This window comes from Nostoc sp. (assembly GCF_036919895.1).
Classification (GTDB): Bacteria; Cyanobacteriota; Cyanobacteriia; order Cyanobacteriales; family Nostocaceae; genus Nostoc.
On record NZ_JBALBW010000077.1, the window covers coordinates 77,422 to 94,770 of the forward strand.

The 17,349-nt window shown below is 43.3% G+C and carries 16 protein-coding genes; 7 read left to right on the forward strand and 9 right to left on the reverse strand.

Annotation, left to right across the window (positions count from 1 at the left end):
- Nucleotides 1–304: 304 nt before the first annotated feature.
- Nucleotides 305–1,204 (forward strand): alpha/beta fold hydrolase, encoded by a 900-nt coding sequence (locus tag V7K55_RS15445; RefSeq protein WP_334832677.1) that lies wholly within the window; start codon nucleotides 305–307, stop codon nucleotides 1,202–1,204.
- Nucleotides 1,205–1,784: 580 nt separating this feature from the next.
- Here V7K55_RS15445 and V7K55_RS15450 read toward each other — a convergent pair.
- Complete coding sequence (locus V7K55_RS15450; RefSeq protein WP_334832679.1) at nucleotides 1,785–2,702, reverse strand: LysR family transcriptional regulator; 918 nt, start codon at nucleotides 2,700–2,702, stop codon at nucleotides 1,785–1,787.
- A 103-nt stretch (nucleotides 2,703–2,805) separates the two neighbouring features.
- On the opposite strand from V7K55_RS15450, the gene V7K55_RS15455 reads away from it, so the two are divergent.
- Entirely contained in the window at nucleotides 2,806–3,777 is a 972-nt protein-coding gene (locus V7K55_RS15455) for an NmrA/HSCARG family protein (protein WP_334832681.1), read from the forward strand.
- An 84-nt stretch (nucleotides 3,778–3,861) separates the two neighbouring features.
- On the opposite strand, the gene V7K55_RS15460 is transcribed toward V7K55_RS15455, so the two are convergent.
- Entirely contained in the window at nucleotides 3,862–4,587 is a 726-nt protein-coding gene (locus V7K55_RS15460; protein ID WP_334832683.1) for a diacylglycerol/polyprenol kinase family protein, read from the reverse strand.
- 61 nt (nucleotides 4,588–4,648) lie between these two features.
- Between V7K55_RS15460 and yidD the strand changes: the two genes are divergently transcribed.
- Complete coding sequence (yidD, locus tag V7K55_RS15465; RefSeq protein WP_334832685.1) at nucleotides 4,649–4,885, forward strand: membrane protein insertion efficiency factor YidD; 237 nt, start codon at nucleotides 4,649–4,651, stop codon at nucleotides 4,883–4,885.
- A gap of 187 nt (nucleotides 4,886–5,072) precedes the next feature.
- Here the strand turns inward: yidD and V7K55_RS15470 are convergent, their stop codons facing one another.
- Complete coding sequence (locus V7K55_RS15470) at nucleotides 5,073–5,255, reverse strand: hypothetical protein (RefSeq protein WP_334832687.1); 183 nt, start codon at nucleotides 5,253–5,255, stop codon at nucleotides 5,073–5,075.
- Nucleotides 5,256–5,294: 39 nt separating this feature from the next.
- Between V7K55_RS15470 and V7K55_RS15475 the strand changes: the two genes are divergently transcribed.
- Both V7K55_RS15475 and ychF read left to right on the forward strand, forming a co-directional pair.
- Complete coding sequence (locus tag V7K55_RS15475; RefSeq protein WP_334832689.1) at nucleotides 5,295–5,492, forward strand: hypothetical protein; 198 nt, start codon at nucleotides 5,295–5,297, stop codon at nucleotides 5,490–5,492.
- Between the two features lie 45 nt (nucleotides 5,493–5,537).
- Nucleotides 5,538–6,629, forward strand: coding sequence for a redox-regulated ATPase YchF (gene ychF / locus V7K55_RS15480; RefSeq protein ID WP_334832691.1), 1,092 nt, complete (start codon nucleotides 5,538–5,540; stop codon nucleotides 6,627–6,629).
- 141 nt (nucleotides 6,630–6,770) lie between these two features.
- Here ychF and V7K55_RS15485 read toward each other — a convergent pair whose 3' ends face one another.
- The 5 genes from V7K55_RS15485 to hisG all read right to left on the reverse strand — a co-directional run bounded on the left by V7K55_RS15485 (nucleotide 6,771) and on the right by hisG (nucleotide 14,018).
- Nucleotides 6,771–7,652: a hypothetical protein gene (locus tag V7K55_RS15485; protein WP_334832759.1), complete on the reverse strand. Its 882-nt coding sequence runs from the start codon at nucleotides 7,650–7,652 to the stop codon at nucleotides 6,771–6,773.
- A 305-nt stretch (nucleotides 7,653–7,957) separates the two neighbouring features.
- A complete protein-coding gene (locus V7K55_RS15490) occupies nucleotides 7,958–10,225 on the reverse strand; it encodes a hybrid sensor histidine kinase/response regulator (RefSeq protein WP_334832761.1) in 2,268 nt (755 codons plus the stop codon).
- Nucleotides 10,226–10,230: 5 nt separating this feature from the next.
- On the reverse strand, nucleotides 10,231–10,656 hold the full coding sequence (locus V7K55_RS15495) for a response regulator (RefSeq protein ID WP_442949090.1): 426 nt from the start codon (nucleotides 10,654–10,656) through the stop codon (nucleotides 10,231–10,233).
- Between the two features lie 17 nt (nucleotides 10,657–10,673).
- Nucleotides 10,674–13,214 carry a GAF domain-containing protein gene (locus V7K55_RS15500; RefSeq protein WP_334832695.1) on the reverse strand — a complete coding sequence of 847 codons (2,541 nt, stop codon included), beginning with the start codon at nucleotides 13,212–13,214 and terminating at the stop codon, nucleotides 10,674–10,676.
- 159 nt (nucleotides 13,215–13,373) lie between these two features.
- On the reverse strand, nucleotides 13,374–14,018 hold the full coding sequence (hisG, locus tag V7K55_RS15505; RefSeq protein ID WP_334832697.1) for an ATP phosphoribosyltransferase: 645 nt from the start codon (nucleotides 14,016–14,018) through the stop codon (nucleotides 13,374–13,376).
- A gap of 66 nt (nucleotides 14,019–14,084) precedes the next feature.
- Here hisG and rppA point away from each other — a divergent pair, with 66 nt between their 5' ends.
- A complete protein-coding gene (gene rppA, locus V7K55_RS15510) occupies nucleotides 14,085–14,783 on the forward strand; it encodes a two-component system response regulator RppA (protein ID WP_334832699.1) in 699 nt (232 codons plus the stop codon).
- Between the two features lie 247 nt (nucleotides 14,784–15,030).
- Here the strand turns inward: rppA and V7K55_RS15515 are convergent, their stop codons facing one another.
- Complete coding sequence (locus tag V7K55_RS15515) at nucleotides 15,031–15,888, reverse strand: acyl-CoA desaturase (RefSeq protein ID WP_334832701.1); 858 nt, start codon at nucleotides 15,886–15,888, stop codon at nucleotides 15,031–15,033.
- Nucleotides 15,889–16,116: 228 nt separating this feature from the next.
- Here V7K55_RS15515 and V7K55_RS15520 point away from each other — a divergent pair, with 228 nt between their 5' ends.
- The gene (locus tag V7K55_RS15520) at nucleotides 16,117–17,346 is read left to right on the forward strand and encodes a TetR/AcrR family transcriptional regulator (protein WP_334832703.1); all 1,230 of its coding nucleotides are present in this window, start codon (nucleotides 16,117–16,119) and stop codon (nucleotides 17,344–17,346) included.
- The last annotated feature ends 3 nt before the right edge of the window (nucleotides 17,347–17,349 follow it).

The following is a 17,349-nucleotide window of genomic DNA, read 5'->3' on the forward strand; positions in this document are numbered from 1 at the left end:
TCTAGCAATGATCCTAATTCACTCACATCTGAATAAATCGCAAAAATATTATTCGCATCATAGAAGTTATGATTCCTAATGCTGACATAATCTAAGTTGTGAGTAAATTGCCTCTATCAACAAGACGAAAACTCTCTATGCTGCATAAAATTATCAGCTTAGAAGCTTTGGTGGTGTATGTCTAAGTTATCACTAGAGCCAAGCATTTACTTTAAAAATCTGATAAATTTTGTTCAAATTAAAAACAATTTTACTTACGCCTGACGGCTGAAAGGCTTTTACCCTTATATTCATCAAATTTCCCATGACAACCTCAAGTTCAAATACAGCATTTACCTCTACAAAAACCTGGATTTGGCAAGATTTCCCTATCTGCTATCAAACCCAAGGAACCACTGGGCCAGCTGTTGTCCTAGTGCATGGATTTGGGGCTTCTTCGTGGCATTGGCGGAAAAATATTCCCGTGCTAGCACAAAGTTGTCGTGTTTATGCGGTCGATTTGATTGGTTTTGGTGGTTCTGCAAAACCTCAACCTGGTGAAAAAATTGCTTACACTCTAGAAACCTGGGGACAACAAGTAGCAGATTTTTGCCGCGAAGTTGTCGGTGAACCTGCTTTTTTAGTTGGCAATTCTATTGGCTGTATTGTGGCCATGCAAGCAGCAGTTGGCAACCCAGATATTGCCTTGGGAGTTGCTTTGCTCAACTGTTCTTTACGGCTGTTGCACGATCGCAAACGAGTAACTTTACCTTTATCTCGTCGTTACGGAGCGCCTTTACTGCAACGCCTGTTATCTATCAAACCAGTTGGCGATTTCTTTTTCAATCAACTCGCCAAACCGAAAACGGTGCGGAAAATTCTGCTGCAAGCATACTCGAATGCTGAGATGGTGACAGATGAGTTGGTAGATATTCTTATGTCACCAGCAAGCGATCCGGGGGCTGGCGCTGTGTTCCTGGCTTTTACTTCTTATTCTACAGGGCCATTACCAGAAGACCTTTTGCCACTGTTACAGTGTCCTGCGATTATCTTGTGGGGAACGGCCGATCCGTGGGAACCAATTAAATTAGGGAGAGAATTAGCTAATTTTCCGCAAGTAGAAAAGTTTATTCCTTTAGAGGGAGTGGGGCATTGTCCGCAGGATGAAGCGCCGGAGTTAGTCAATCCGATTTTACTCGATTGGATTGGGGAGCGATCGCGGTAATAGACTCGGCTCAATTTTCACGTAATATGTTTATTTCTCTACGTCTAGGCGAAACTAGAGACGGCTCGGATGATTAAAAATGAAACCAGCACACGAAAGAGAATAGTTAATTAAAGATATCAACGTACTGCTATAGGACTCATATTTGATTTTTGAACAAAACTCAGTACACCTTTATTCCTTCTTCCCAGTCCCCAGTCCCCAGTCCCTAATCCCCAGTCCCTTACCTCTACGAGTGATTCAGAAATCAAATCGGATTGCTATACATCAAGCTTATGAAAGTACTTTAGATGAAATTCACGCATTCTTAAAAAGAATCGATGATGTCGACGATGAACCAAGACTTAAAAGCCATTAAAGAAGCTAGGGAAGATATACGCATTAATGGCACTGTGTCTTGGGATGAAATTCAAAACGAAATAAACAAGGATGTTGCGTGAGTTACAAATTTAAATTTTCAAACTGTGCAAAAAAGCAGTTTAGATACAAGAGCGTATACAAACTAAAAATAACGAATTGGCAATATAACCACGTCCAAACGGGGTTAAAAAATTGCAAGGTGATGATAATTCATAAGCGTTCAATCTACAACATCAACTTGCTTTAAAGCAAGCGTCAATTCTCTCATAAACTCAACAAAAACGCGAACTTTAGCCGAGAGATAGCGTTTTTGTGGATACAACACTGCGATCGCTAATCCAACTTGGGGCGCGTAGGGTTGGAGAATCGGTTGGAGGTCTCCACGCGCGATCGCTTTCGCGGCAATAAATTTGGGAAATTGAACCACACCGGCTCCTTGAATGACTGCCTCTAAAATAACTTCTGAATTATCGAATCGCAGATAACTGTTAACGGAAAGGTCAATCAATTTTCCATCTTGTTCAAACTTCCAGTTAGGTTCTCGTCGGGTCTGTGGAAAGATAAAGTTGACACAGCGATGCTGCAATAGTTCTGTAGGCGTTGTGGGCGTACCATACTGGGCGAGATACTGTGGCGAGGCACAAGTGATGTAGCGTGCAGTTGCCAGGTGTTGCATAAGTAAACCGCTATCGCTGATCATTCCAATCCGCACAGTCGCATCAATGCCTTCCTCAATCAGATCGATCAAGCGATCGTTAAAAGAAACATTCAGGTTTAGCTCAGGATATTGTGCGGCAAATCGCAGCAGAGCCGGAGCGATATGCAGTTTGCCAAAAACAAAACTCAGATCAAGCCGCAATGTTCCGATCGGCATGGATTGCGATTGTTTGACTTCGAGTTCGGCTTCTTCCAAGTCGTTGAGAATTTGCTGACAGCGTTGATAAAATCGGTTGCCATCTTCAGTCAGTGCCAAACTGCGAGTCGTCCGATGGAGCAAGCGCACCCCCAAGTTATCTTCTAAACGCAATACGGCTCGACTCACTGCTGAAGGAGCCATGCCTAACTGTCGTGCGGCCTCCGAAAAACTGCCATGTTGAGCGGAGCGCATAAAAATCATCAGGCTTTTGAGCTTGTCCATTCACGCAACCGCATCTTTGAATTTTTTGCATAACTGTTTTGAAGTTTAACTACTTTTTCTTTCTTTCTGTAGAAGCTACCGTACTGAATGAAAGTTAAACAAGATGAAACAAACACACAAACAGGGTGGAGAAGGTATGATGCAGAAAACAAACGAAAAACGACTTATTTTAGTCACCGGAGCCACGGGCAATCAAGGCGGCGCGGTGGCGCGTCATCTTTTGCAGCGCGGAAAGTTCACTGTTCGTGCCTTCGTGCGTGACCTAAACAAACCTGCCGCCCAAGCGCTTAAGCAAGCGGGCGCAGAGATCGTAGAAGGAGACTTTAGCGATCGCGCTTCACTTGATCGCGCTCTGCAAGGTGCTGACGGCATTTTTTCGATGCAAAACTTCCAACACGGATCGGAAACTGAAATCCGTGAGGGCAAGGCTGTTGCAGACGCTGCTTTATCTGCGGGTATCCAGCATTTCGTCTACAGTTCGGTGGGGAGCGCAGAACGCAAAACTGGCATTCCGCATTTTGACAGCAAATTTCAAGTCGAAGAATATATTCGAGCGATCGGGTTGCCCTACACGATCATGCGTCCGGTTTTTTTCTTTTACAATTACAACGCAATGCGCCCGATGGTTGAAAACGGAACGCTTGCACAGCCGCTCAGTCCTGATACGAAATTGCAGCAGCTTTCTGAAGATGATTACGGGGAAATGGTCGCCGAGGTGTTCGATCGTCCCGCAGATTTTTTGAAACGCGAGCAGGAAGTCGCCAGTGTGGACATGACGATGACAGAAATCGCTGCCGCGTTCAGCCGTGTTTTAGGAAAAACCGTTAACTACCAACAAATTCCGTTTGAAGCATTTGAGCAGCAAGCGGGAGAAGAAGTGACCCTTATGTTTCGCTGGTTTGAGAACGTCGGCTATGCAGCAGATTTGGCACAGTTAAAACGCGATTTTCCTGCACCGAGCGACTTTGAATCCTATTTGCGCGTTGGCGCAGCCTCTCTGAAAGAGAATCGCGGTTGGGTAAAACCAGGCGCAAGCGCGTCCGATGTCGAATCAAAAGCCGTACACAAAGCTTAAGTTACCGCCAGCCGCCTGGGCGTAAGGCTAATCATGTAAGGAGGCTCGTTAGTAACGAGCCTTTAGGAATAGCACTCAAGACAATTAGTAACTCAACACTAACTGACTTAAAAAGAAAGCAAGGGCTGCACTCCCTAAAGGAACTGTTAAATTGTCAATACCCAAAAATGAAACAGCTTCTAAAGCAGTAGCGATAAATGCCACCATCAGCGATATAGCCCAAATTTGCCAACTGTTTCCTTGAGTTCCAACTAAAATCAAACTACTAATGAAATAGCTAACTAGCATCATAGTTAGGGAGCCTTCCCAACTTTTTTGCATCCCAAAGACTTTATACTTGTGTGTACCAAAACGTTGCCCAATTAAGGCTGCTAGTCCATCTCCCCAAGTCATGATCAAAATTCCGAGTGCTGCGTATTGGGGTTGTTGCAAGTACCAAAAAGAGGCGACTAAAATACCGAAACTGACAGAGTAAAAAAATGTCCCTAAACTTTGCCGTCCAACACTATTAATACCAGGAAGAATGGGCAATCGGTAGGATAATAAGGTGATTGCACTCGCTAAAATTGAAGCTGTAATGCCGACGCTAGCGGGAATATCGAGCCACCAAGCGATTAAAATCACATTACCAGTGCCAATATGAACTATCTTCCGCACGATTTCTGGCTCGTCGGCGAAGAGGTTTACCACCCATGCAATTGAGAGGATGAGTAACACCCAGATTGCAGCGATGCCTTCGGCGGGCAGAGCCAACGCAATTTGCAGCCAGAAAACCGGAATTGAGGTGAAGTCAGAAAATGTAATTAACAAAGATGCAACAAAATGAAAAGTTTTACCCCTGTTACTAATTTATAAGATTTGGGTAGCTGCAATGAAATTATTATTTATTTGGCTGATTCGGGGCTACCGAATGTTTATCTCGCCGTTGTTTCTCCCGACTTGTCGCTTTCAACCAACTTGTTCGATGTATGCTATTGAAGCTATTGAACGATTTGGAGTGTTGCGTGGTGGGTGGATGGCAACTCGGCGGATTTTGCGCTGTCATCCGTTTCATCCAGGTGGTTACGATCCGGTGCCAGAGGTGGTGGAAAAAGTTATAGATGAGTAGTTCGGAAAGTGTGAAGAAGCAGGGGAGCAGGGGAGCAGGGGGAGCAGGGGAAGAAAAATAATGGGATTTCCAAGGAATAAATTATCCCAAAAAACGAACCACAGAGACGCAGAGAACACAGAGAGAGGAGAGATTAAGAGGATTTTTGCGTCAGTTTTGGAATATTTTTTATTTGGAAGTCCCTAATCTATGCCCAATTCCCAATTCCCAATTCCCAATTCCCAATTCCCAATTCCCAATTCCCAATTCCCAATTCCCAATTCCCAATGCCCAATGCCCAATGCCCAATTCCCAATTCCCAATGCCCAAGTGAAAAGAAGTGTTCGTGGGTATAGCCATTTGGGGAGATGTCAACAGATGAGGTTGTCATCTACGTTGGAAAGGTTGAATAATTTCATTTGGATTTACCATGCTTAATGTTACTGCGATTTCTATACCCGAACCACGAATTCCCAATATTGAACCCAATCCGTTACCGAGTCCTGAACCTACACCGGGGCCAGGCATACCCCAACCCTTACCGGGGCCTGTACCAGAACCATTACCTGCTCCCATTCCTCAAACAGTTCCAGGGACGATTCCCCAAACCATACCGGAGCCGGTTTAAATTACCCTGGTAATGTAATCTAAAATCCAAAATCTAAAATCCAAAATGCTAAGAGCCGGAATTGTCGGACTTCCCAACGTCGGAAAATCTACTTTATTTAATGCTGTAGTTGCTAATGCCAAGGCAGAAGCAGCTAACTTCCCTTTTTGCACGATTGAACCGAATGTCGGCGTTGTCGCAGTACCGGATGAGCGGTTAAATGTTCTTGCTAAGATTGCTAGTTCGGTACAAACTATTCCGGCGCGGGTTGAATTTGTAGATATTGCCGGTTTAGTTAAAGGTGCAAGTCAGGGTGAGGGACTAGGGAATCAATTTCTGTCCCACATCCGGGAAGTTGATGCGATCATCCATGTGGTACGTTGTTTTGAAAATGATGATATTATTCACGTTGCTGGTTCTGTCGATCCAGCACGAGATATTGAAATCATTAATATAGAATTGGGTTTATCAGATTTAGCACAAATTGAGCGGCGAATTGACCGGACTCGCAAACAAGCTCGTACCAGCAAAGATGCACAGTTTGAAGTCTCAGTTTTGGAAAAATTAGCTGCGGCTTTAAATGAAGGTAAATCGGTGCGTCAGGTAAGTTTGAATGAAGAAGAAGAAGTAATTATTAAGGGATTAGAACTGCTCACTTATAAACCGATTATCTACGCCGCCAATGTATCTGAAGATGAGTTGGCAACTGGTAATCATTTTGTGGAAACAGTACGGCAAATTGCATCGACAGAAAATGCTCAAGTTGTGATAGTTTCTGCCCAAGTTGAAGCGGAGTTAGTAGAGTTACCAGAAGAAGATAAGGCTGATTTTCTCGCGTCTTTAGGTGTGGAAGAAGGCGGTTTGAAATCATTGATTCGGGCAACTTACTCGCTTCTAGGCTTGCGGACATATTTTACCTGCGGCCCTAAAGAAACCCGCGCTTGGACAATTAATGCGGGAATGTCTGCACCTCAAGCTGCTGGTGTAATCCACAGCGATTTTGAGCGGGGATTTATTCGCGCTGAAACTGTCGCTTATAAAGATTTGGTAACAACTGGTTCGATGAATGCTGCGAAGGAGAAAGGGTTGGTTCGCAGTGAAGGGAAAGAGTATGTTGTGCAGGAAGGGGATGTAATGTTGTTCCGATTTAATGTGTAGGGGTAATTAATTAAGTGGCCGTTATCAATCAGATAATGGTCAACTTATACTAAATTGCGATCGCACTGGATGACTTGACAAAATCTTTGGTATGTGCATAGGATCTGCTAGCGATCGCAAATAAACCAACAAAGACATACTTCAGTTACTTCCACCCACAATGTATACGTAGGAACCCAAATTCTCATCATCTGTACCAACAATCACACCACCTTCTGCACCAGGTACAAGTTCCATAGCTTCAATTTTGTGGTATTCAGAGCGATAGAGAGGAACAAGTTGAGAATTTTGCCGCCAGACAATTTTGTTATCATGGAATCCTAGATAACCAGCGATATACACAGCTGACTGAAACGGGCCATCATCTCCGGCATCACTTGCTGAGGTAATGTACACAATTCCTATGGGGTCTATCTTAATATCTGAAATATGACGAACATTGCCAGATGGAAACGGTACTTTTAGATTGGCAGAACCTGCGAGAGTAATTTCATATTTAGCCAAATCAAACATTCCCCAAAAAATAGTTGCTGGTTGTTCTCCTTCACCTCGATGTCCCCAAATAGCAACTATTTTTCCGTCTATATTTTGTAATCCAAATCCTTCAAAATTATTCCCTTGAATAATTCCTGGTAAATTGAATTCTTTGATAACTAAGACGGTTTTAGTAACTGGATTTAACCTGATGTAATAGGCTTTTCCAGAACTGCTTAAAGCGATGAAAGAGAATTTTGTTTTTTCTGGGACAGATGTTAAAGCTTCTAAATCGATGGGCAATTCTATTTTGTCTGGCCAGTTTAATGAGAAATATTCAGGTTGGTTTTTCCCTTTAATACTAATAATTGCTAAACGAGTTTGATTGGGTTTTTTGTTGTCGTGGACAATCAGAAAATCTAGCGTATTGCTTTGCTGCTTTATCAAAGCCATACCACTGATACCGAAAGGGATACCACCGCGAACTGGTCGCCAATCTTGCGCCCAAACTTGCACAGATATGAGCAACAATGCACTCAAGATTACTATATAGCCTTTCCTAATCACATGAGTTACATCATAGTCCCCTCATCGCTTGCGGGGAGGGGGTTGGGGGTGGGGTTCTTGTACTTCACTTGACTGAGAACCGCTATATTTACGATTAACTTAAGAAACCGAGGCATATAAAAAGGATTGGGCATAGGGCATTAGGCATAGGGTTAGAAAATTTCCACTGCCTACACTCCGTAAGAAGAGTGTGTTAGTCGATGCTCAATCATATCAAATTCAGAAAATTCGCATCCATATAAATTAAGTGACCTTTTCTACTTGTGACTACCAGTATAGTTACGTAATTAGTTGAGTTGCGATAGTACTTTTTGTAAAGAAAGCAATAATTCGTTGATAGTATAGGGCTTTACCAAGAATGTATTGACACCAGTAGCCGCTACTGCACTGAGTTTATTGTCAGACATGAGTCCACTGCTGGCAATAATTCTGACTAAAGGGTTAATTTTTTTTAGGGTGCGGATGGTAGTTAAACCATCCAGTGTGGGCAGCATAATATCCATGAGTACAGCATCAATTTTATCCCGGTTTTGAGCGTATAGCGCGATCGCTTCAATACCATCACTGGCAATTAGGGTTTTGTAGTTGTGAGTTTCCAGTGATGTTTTTGTAATCTCTTGAATAGCAACTTCATCATCCACAACCAAAATCAATTCTCCACGTCCTGTCTGTGGTAGCAATTCTTCTGGAGTAATTGTTTCCATTCCTTCGACTGCTGGTAAGTAAACCTGAAAGCTAGTGCCACTTCCCGGTTCACTATACACGTTCACAAAACCTCCGTGGCTTTTAATAATTCCCAAGACGGTGGAAAGTCCTAAGCCTGTACCTTTTCCGACATCTTTTGTGGTAAAGAATGGCTCAAAAATTCTATCTAAGACTTCTTTAGTAATCCCAACTCCAGTATCAGAGACAGTAATCACTATGTAAGGCCCCTCTTTGGCTTCCAGGTTCATGCGGGCATAATTTTCGTCAATCAACAGATTTTCAGCATAAAGACTCAAACTACCGCCATTGGGCATTGCATCGCGGGCGTTAACGCAGAGGTTCATCAGCACTTGATGTAGTTGGGTGCTATCTCCAGAGACCATCCATAAATCTTGCAATACATCAGTGCTGATTTGTATGGATTTGGGAAATGTCTCTTTGAGAATCTTGGAAACTTCCACAATTAGATGTCTGAGTTGCAAAGTGATGCGTTTCCCTTCTACACCCCGCGCAAATGACAGCACTTGTTTAACTAAATCAGCCCCGCGTCTAGCGTTGATTTCCAAAATCTCCAATAGATGGCGGGTACGTTCATCTGCATCAGGGAATTTGAGTGGTAACAGTTGCGCTCCGGCCAAAATCGGTGTCAGGATGTTGTTTAGGTCGTGAGCAATGCCACTAGCTAGAGTGCCAATACTTTCCAAGCGTTGGGCGCGAAATAATTGGGCTTCTAAATGTTTTTTCTCAGTAATATCTGTGTCAACGGTGAGAATCGCTTTAGGTTTTCCTTGTTCGCCGTATACCAAACTCCAGCGACTAGCAACAAGGATTTCCTTACCCCTTTTTGTAAGTTTAGTTAACTCGCCTTGCCATTTTCCTTTATTAATAGCTTGCAACAGAGCCGCTTCGATTTCTGGTGAGGGTTCGTCAAACAAAAGCTCAGTAGCATTTTTGCCCCAAGCCTCTTTAGCTTGCCAACCGTAAAGTGTTTCTGCGCCTTTGTTCCAGAAAATAATTTGATTGTTTAAATCTCGGACGCAAATGGCATCTGTGGTGACATCAAGTAATGCTGCTTGTTCGCGGATTTTTTCTTCTGCCAATTTACGTTCGCTAATATCAATACTGGCGCATGTCACGCCCACAATTTCTTGCGACTCATTCCGTAATGGCTCAACGGTCAAATCGTAATATCGAGTTGTATCTTTGATTGTAATTGATACTTCCTCTCGTGTTCCTATGCCAGTAGTTAGCACCCCATGCTTAATTTTGATGAGATGTTGAGCATCTTCAACTGGGATAATATCCAAGTCTTGTTTGCCCAATATTTCTTCAACTGTCAAGCCCGATGGGGGATTGTAAACCCAGGTGTAACGTAACTCCATATCTTGGTTGTAGACAAAGATAGGAGAGTTTTTGAGGGCCACCCGAAATCGCTCCTCACTGTGGCGCAATGCGTCGTCTGCCCGTTGACGTTCGATGGCATAACGCATGGAGCGCACCAGCAAGTCACCAGTGACTTGCCCTTTGACCAAATAATCCTGCGCTCCTTCCTGCATTGCCCTAATTGCCAAGGTTTCATCATTTATACCAGTCAGCACAATTATCGGAGTGGCTTTTGCTTGATGGTGAGCGATGATAAAGGTTTCTAGCCCCTGGCTATCTGGCAGCGAGAGGTCTAGCAGAATCACATCAAAAATTTCTTTTGCTAGGTAGTTAATTGCTTCAGAAAGCTGCTCAACGGGCATCAAATCAACTACAACTGTGGTAACTTCCTTTAAAAACTCCTGTAATAAAAAAACATCACCAGGGTTATCTTCTACTAATAAGACTTTAATATTTTTACCTGCCATTTGCGCTACTCCGGCGGCAGTTTTACGATCGCAAACCAAAAATTCTCTATTGATTGGACAATTCTAACGAATTGATCGAAATCTACTGGCTTAGTTATATAACAGTTTGCAGATAAATTATAGGCTTTGAGGATGTCTTCTTCAGCTTGGGAGGTCGTCAGAACTACTACGGGAATTCTTTTGAGCTTTTCGTCTGCTTTGATTTCTGCCAGTACTTCTCGCCCATCTTTTCTGGGTAGGTTCAAATCGAGCAGTACAATATCGGGATGAGCTACTGTGATGTATTTCCCTTGTTTTCGCAAGAATGCCATTGCCTCCACACCATCTTCGACCACATTTAGGTGAATCGATATTTTACTATCTTCTAGGGCGATGCGTGTAAGTTGAGCATCGCCAGGATTATCTTCTACCAACAAAACCTCAATAGGCATAATCGCTTTTATGGTACTCACGATTGCTTACCTGCTCTATCTGGAATTGTGAAGTAGAAAGTCGAGCCTTGACCCGGTTTCGACTCAACCCAGATCCGGCCGCCGTGGCGTTCTATAATCTTTTTACAAATTGCTAGACCAATTCCAGTACCGGGATACTTATCTCTACCGTGCAAGCGCTGGAAAATTATAAAAATGCGTTCTGCATACTGGGATTCTAAACCTATCCCATTGTCGCATATCCAGAACAACCATTCATCTACCGATGGGATGGAATTTAAATTTTCCCCGTCTAAATTTGCATTTGGCTTGGCTACCCCAATATGAATTTGTGGCTGCTGATTTTGGCAAAATTTGATGGCGTTACCAATCAGGTTTTGAAATACTTGTGTAAGTTGGGTAGAATCAGCCATCACTTTCGGTAGAGGGTCGTGAGTAACAATAGCTTTACAATCTGCGATCGCAATTTGGAGATTAGCGATCGCAGATCGTAAGATTACATCACAATCAACTAATTTAAAAGGTTGTCCGCGGGTGCTGACGCGAGAATAGTTCAATAAATCGTTGATTAGGGTCTGCATTCGCCGGGCCCCATCTACTGCGTAGGTGATAAACTGATCGGCATTGGCATCAAGCTGATTTTTGTATCTTCGTTCTAGTAGCTGTAAATAACTTGTTACCATCCGTAACGGCTCTTGCAAGTCATGGGAAGCTACATAAGCAAATTGTTCCAATTCTGCATTAGAACGGACGAGTTCTTGACTTTGCTGAGTTTCTTTTTCTAATAGTTGGGCTTGAGATAAAGCAATGCCAATTTGGTTAGCTAGTTGCTGTAACAACTCCGTCTCAAAGTTATTCCACTGTCGAGGTGAGGCACACTGATGAGCCAGCAACAAGCCCCAAATGCCATCCCTGACAAGAATCGGTACTACAAGGTTAGCTCTCACAGCAAACTGCTGAAGAAATTCTCGATGGCATGGTTGAATATGAGCAGCTTCAATGTCTTCAATAGCACTCACTCTGCCCCGACGATATCTTTCTATGTATTGTTCTTTAAAGCATTTATCGTTCAGATTTTTTCCCAAAATTACTGTCCAACCAGGTAACACCGCCTCTTGTATCGCTGTTCCCGAACCATCAGCTTCTAGTCGAAAAATTAAAACTCGGTCAGCTTGAAGTAACTTTTGTACCTCTGTCACTGTAGTTTGAAGAATTTCATCTATTTGTAAAGATTCTCGAATTTTCAGGGTGATTTCAGCAAATAATTGCGATCGTAAAATCTGCCGTTTTAATTCTTCATCTGCCCGCTTGCGATCTGTGATATCTGTATAAGAACCCACCATGCGAACTATATCACCCAATGCGTCCCAAAGTGCCTGTCCTCGATCTAGAATCCATTTATAGCTGCCGTTTTGGCATTGGACTCGATATTCACAGACGTAAAACGGTGTTTTCTTGGCAAAGTGGTCTTGGAAAGCTTGAAGTACCAAATCTCGCTCATCGGGGTGGATTCGTTTTATCCATTCATCCCAACCATTGGAAACCTCGTGGTCTTTATAACCGAGCATTTCTTTCCACTGAGTTGAGAAGAACACTTCATTAGTTTTGAGGTTCCAATCCCAGATGCCATCATTATTACCATGTAATGCTAATTGCCAGCGTTCTTCACTTTCCTGTAATGCTTCTGCTGTTCGCCGCCGTTCAGTAATGTCTTGAAAATAAATAGACAAGCCGTCTTTTGCAGGATAGATGTGGACTTGAAGCCAGCAGTTTAGTGGCGGATAAAACTCCTCAAATTCCACACTCACCTGTTCTAAAATTGCCTTGTGATACTCACGGTAAAATGTTGTGCCGATGATTTCTGGAAACACTTCCCAGATGTTTTTACCCAGAAGTTCACTTTGTTTTTTTTGCAATAGCCGTTCTGCTTGACCATTAATATAGGTGAAGCGCCAGTTTTTATCCAAGGCAAAAAAACCATCAGTGATGCTTTCCAGAAGATTATTAATGCGGGTTCTGGCTGCTTGCTCTTGCACCATTAGCTTTTCAGTAACTTCAGATACCTCAGTTACATAACGTCTAAGTTCTAATTGGTCGATTACCAAGCGACCCAAAGCCGCAAGCGCCTCAACTTGTTTTTGGCTCAATTCTTTTGGAACTTGGTCAATTACACACAAAGTTCCTACTATATCTCCCTTTGGGGTAATTAAGGGTACACCTGCATAAAACCGCGCGTAGGGATAGCCAGTGACTACTGCATTATTGGCCAACTTTTCATCAGCTAAGGTATCAGGAACCACTACAACCTGACGTTGCTCTTGGCAAAGGTAAGACAATCCAAAACACCGGGGCATTTCTGATACATCTAAACCTACTTTTGCCTTAAACCATTGGCGATTTCCATCAATAAAATTTACCAAAGAGATGGGAGTATCACAAATAAATGCCGCTAACTGAGCAAGATTGTCGTAAGCTTTTTCGGGTTCGGTGTCAAGAATTTGATACTGGCGGAGGGCTTCTAGCCGCGCCACTTCTGTATCAATGTGTCCAGTGTCCATTAACTTTTATTAATAAATCTAGTGTATAGGACTTACGCATCAAGTAAGAAATGTAGGGGCAATTCATGAATTGCCCATAGGGTAAATCAAGGCTTTCACTGCCTTTATGCAGAAATCCTGTTTAGTTTGATTTCTGACTTCTAACTTCTGCTGTAACCGTTAAACATCTACCAAAACCGTTTCCCGCAGCTTGGAAATCACATCACTGAGATTACCTGTATTCAGGCGGTAACTCAGAGGATGGGCAATCAACCGTGCCGTGCTTTCATACAGAGTAGCAATTTCAATCAAACCATTTTCGCGCAGAGTTCGCCCTGTAGAAACTAAATCCACGATCGCTTCTGACATTCCAGTAATCGGGCCTAATTCCACTGAACCATACAACGGGACTATTTCTACAGGTAAATCTAGACTGTGGAAATATTCACGAGCGCAATTCACATATTTTGAAGCAACTCTACCATGTGGTGGTAAATCTAAAGGCGATCGGTAAGAACTTGATGCTTTTACTGCCACAGACATCCGACAATCTCCAAACTGCAAATCTACCAAGTGAGCAACTTGCGGCTGCTTCTCCCGCAACACATCGTAACCGACAATACCCAGTTGTGCTTGACCATATTCTACATAAACAGGCACATCCTGCGCCCGTACCAACAAAGCTTTTGCAAGTCCCTTAGGATCAGGAATTTGAAGTTGGCGAGTTCCTGAATCTAAAAAAGCGCTAAAATCTAATCCCACAGATTGTAGCAGGCGGATGCTATTTTTAAGGAGTTCCCCTTTTGGTAATGCAACAGTCAGCATTCTTTTTCTTAATATCCTTGGCGTTCTGGCAGTTGAATAATATCTCTATATGCTTACCACAGCAGCATGAGAATTTTATTAGTTGATGATGAAGTTGAACTAACTGAACCCTTGAGTCGCTTGTTGACTCGTGAGGGTTACATTGTGGATGCCGCTTTCGATGGCACAAGTGGCAACGAATATGCACAAGCAGGCAGTTATGACCTACTAATTTTAGATTGGATGCTGCCAGGAAAAACGGGGTTAGAGATTTGTCAGCGATTGCGACGACAAGGCAAAACTACTCCTGTACTGTTTCTCACAGCTAAAGATACTCTAGATGACCGCGTACAAGGTTTAGATGCTGGTGCAGACGACTATCTAGTTAAACCCTTTGAACTGCGAGAGTTACTAGCCAGAGTCCGGGCTTTATTGCGTCGTTCCGGTTCCCAAACCTATGAAACCACTACCGGACGTTTAACCGTCGCTGATTTAGAACTCGATTGTGAAAATCAAGTCGCCTATCGCCAAGGAAGAATAATTGAGTTATCGCAAAAAGAAAGTCAGTTGCTGCAATATTTTATGGAACACACGGGACAACTAATGACTCATGCCCAAATTTTGCATAATTTGTGGCAAGAGGAAGAACAACCCAGCAGTAATGTGATTGCAGCCTTAATTCGTTTGCTGCGCCGTAAAATTGAGGTAGGTAGAGAAACTGCGCTGATTCACACAGTCTACGGCAAAGGCTATCGTTTTGGTGCTTCTACAGTCGAGTCAGTTTAGCGAACTAATTCGTAGTTCGTATTTAAAAAGTAATCCGCTTGGATTAAGCATTTTTTTCTTCTCTCTGTGGACTCTGCGCCTCTGTGGTTCGTTAAGTTTTAACCAGTCTGCAAACGTCTTGGAATTAAGTAGAACGGCGTAAATAATTAAACGGTTAGATTTTATCGTGAAATACTACTGATAAAAATTAGTAAGCCGACTGCGGGAAGCAATCGGCTTAACAAATTCACGGTCGTTGAGTTGCAATTTATCCGTGAGTTGCACCTTGAGGAGGACGTGAGACAACTTTTTTGGCTAAACCCAAAGTCTGCAAAACTAGGATGCTCCACCAAGTAATATCAATCTCCCACCAAGACAATCCAGATTTTGCCATGTGGGGATAAGTATGATGGTTGTTATGCCATCCTTCTCCATAAGTGACGATGGATACCCACCAAAGATTACGAGCGCCATCATTAGCATCAAAGGTACGATAACCCCACAGGTGTGATGCTGAGTTCACAAACCAGGTTGAGTGCCAAAGCAAGACACATCTAAGAAACACTCCATAGAACACAAAAGGCCATCCTCCTAAAGCATATAGGAGCAGTGCGAAGGGTATTTGCAACAGCAAAAAGTAGCGATCCAGCCAACAATAGAAGGGTTGTCTCGCTAGATCGGGGGCATATTTCTTATAGGTGTCATAGTCAAAAAATTCGGGACGCGGGTAGAAAATCCATAGTATATGACTCCACCAAAATCCTCTTTGAGCAGAGTAGGGGTCTAAATTAATATCTTCCGTGTGAGCGTGATGCTGGCGGTGTCCACCTACCCAAAAAATTGGCCCACCTTGCAAAGCCAGCGCTCCAATGAGGGCGATCGCATACTCTAACCACTTAGGAACCTGGAAACTTTTATGGCTCAGTAGTCTATGATATCCCAGGCAAATACCAATGCTCCCGAATAACCAATGGAGAAACACTAGCAAACCTAATGCTGACCAGGAGAAAAACCAAGGAGCCAGAAGTGCTAAAGCATGAAACGTAGTAAAAAATATTACATTTGTCCAACTGAGTTGAGGTGAGTTGCCTCTCTCAGGGGCGATCGCCCCAAAATTTGCGGTCATAAAAATTCCTGTTGATGGATGATGAAGCAATTTGCCTTTTTTCGGATGCCACCCCACAAGGGATTTACCCACCCTATATACTAATTCGTTACAGTGAGCCAGCACGGTCTTGGGGGTTTCCCCCATTAGTGACTGGCGAACTCGTAGAGGAGAGTAAAGCAAGTATCACTTACATTTGTTATGCTAGCAGAACTCTGATACCCCTGCAAGTGCCACTTGCATTTTTCTATGTCGTCTCACCTCATTTCCACTCGTCAACGCTTGATTCAAGCTGCACTTGAGTTGTTTTCGGCTCAGGGAGTTAGCGCTACCACAACCCGCCAAATTGCTGAAAAAGCCGAAGTCAATGAAGTGACTCTATTTCGGAATTTTGGCAATAAGCACGGACTACTTTTAGCTGTGCTGGAAGAGTCCGCAGCCTTTAAGGATTTAGGTGAGTCGCTGGTGCGGCGGGCAACACCTCCTGGCAATGTCTACCAAGCTCTGAAAGATTATGCAAGTGATAGCTTGCACGCATTAGAACGAGTGCCAGAGTTTGTCCGGTCTGTGGTAGGTGAAGCCGACCAATTCCCGGCAGAAAATCGCCGCGCATTAGGCAGGGGAGTAACAGAGGCAAACCGTTATGTAGCTCAGTATTTAGCTACTGTAATCCAGCAAGGACACCTAAATACCTATTTACCCGCAGAAAAATTAGCCAGTTTGCTAAATGGGATGATCTTGGGATATGCCGTAATTGAGTTTACCAGCGAATTTCACGAACTTTGGGAGGATCGGGATGATTTTCTGGAAAATTTGGTGGAGTTGTTTTTACATGGAGCCATGTCATCCTCACCAGAATCAGCAACAAGCTGTTTCCAAGGAGGGTTCAATACCACAGAAGTAGCTGATTTACCAGCTAGTTTAGTTAATGAAATTCTGCAACAAGCAAAGAAATCGGGACTCCGAGATTATGCCTTGGCTTATGTGTTATTTGGGGCTGGGTTATCCGCCACAGAAATAATTCGCTTGGAGCGAATGCACCAAATCTACGATCCTCAAGGGCACTTCCTACAAATTACAATCCCCGGATTTGTCCGTCAAGTGCCTGTGAATCAATGGATTTTGGGCAAACGCTACGGTTCTTTTACCAATAATCCCTTAATTAAATGGCTGAAAAGTCGTAAAGATGCTCAAACAGCCATGTTTCTGAATGAAATAGGCACGCCGATGTCAGAATCAGAGTTTGAGAAACGTTGGCAAGTGTGGAGTGAGGGACTATTAACTCCCCAAGGACAAACGCCAGCGATCGCTCAGGCGCAACAAACCTGGCGCGTAGAAATGTTAATGCGGGGAATCAGCTTAGAAAATTTGATTATTTTAACAGGTTGCGATCGCTCTCAATTACAACCTTATGTCCGCCGAGCCAAAGAAAAAGCGGCCTTAGAGCAAGCCACCCGTTTGGATCACAAGCCAGGATAGAAT

Bases quoted from the DNA above. Each gene is read 5' to 3' on its own strand.
- V7K55_RS15515 (WP_334832701.1), bottom strand. From the start codon at position 15,888: ATGACCGCAAATTTTGGGGCGATCGCCCCTGAGAGAGGCAACTCACCT.
- yidD (WP_334832685.1), top strand. From the start codon at position 4,649: ATGAAATTATTATTTATTTGGCTGATTCGGGGCTACCGAATGTTTATC.
- V7K55_RS15445 (WP_334832677.1), top strand. From the start codon at position 305: ATGACAACCTCAAGTTCAAATACAGCATTTACCTCTACAAAAACCTGG.
- V7K55_RS15500 (WP_334832695.1), bottom strand. From the start codon at position 13,214: ATGGACACTGGACACATTGATACAGAAGTGGCGCGGCTAGAAGCCCTC.
- hisG (WP_334832697.1), bottom strand. From the start codon at position 14,018: ATGCTGACTGTTGCATTACCAAAAGGGGAACTCCTTAAAAATAGCATC.
- V7K55_RS15450 (WP_334832679.1), bottom strand. From the start codon at position 2,702: ATGGACAAGCTCAAAAGCCTGATGATTTTTATGCGCTCCGCTCAACAT.
- ychF (WP_334832691.1), top strand. From the start codon at position 5,538: ATGCTAAGAGCCGGAATTGTCGGACTTCCCAACGTCGGAAAATCTACT.
- V7K55_RS15455 (WP_334832681.1), top strand. From the start codon at position 2,806: ATGAAACAAACACACAAACAGGGTGGAGAAGGTATGATGCAGAAAACA.
- V7K55_RS15520 (WP_334832703.1), top strand. From the start codon at position 16,117: ATGTCGTCTCACCTCATTTCCACTCGTCAACGCTTGATTCAAGCTGCA.
- V7K55_RS15490 (WP_334832761.1), bottom strand. From the start codon at position 10,225: ATGGCAGGTAAAAATATTAAAGTCTTATTAGTAGAAGATAACCCTGGT.
- V7K55_RS15475 (WP_334832689.1), top strand. From the start codon at position 5,295: ATGCTTAATGTTACTGCGATTTCTATACCCGAACCACGAATTCCCAAT.
- rppA (WP_334832699.1), top strand. From the start codon at position 14,085: ATGAGAATTTTATTAGTTGATGATGAAGTTGAACTAACTGAACCCTTG.
- V7K55_RS15470 (WP_334832687.1), bottom strand. From the start codon at position 5,255: ATGACAACCTCATCTGTTGACATCTCCCCAAATGGCTATACCCACGAA.
- V7K55_RS15495 (WP_442949090.1), bottom strand. From the start codon at position 10,656: ATGCCTATTGAGGTTTTGTTGGTAGAAGATAATCCTGGCGATGCTCAA.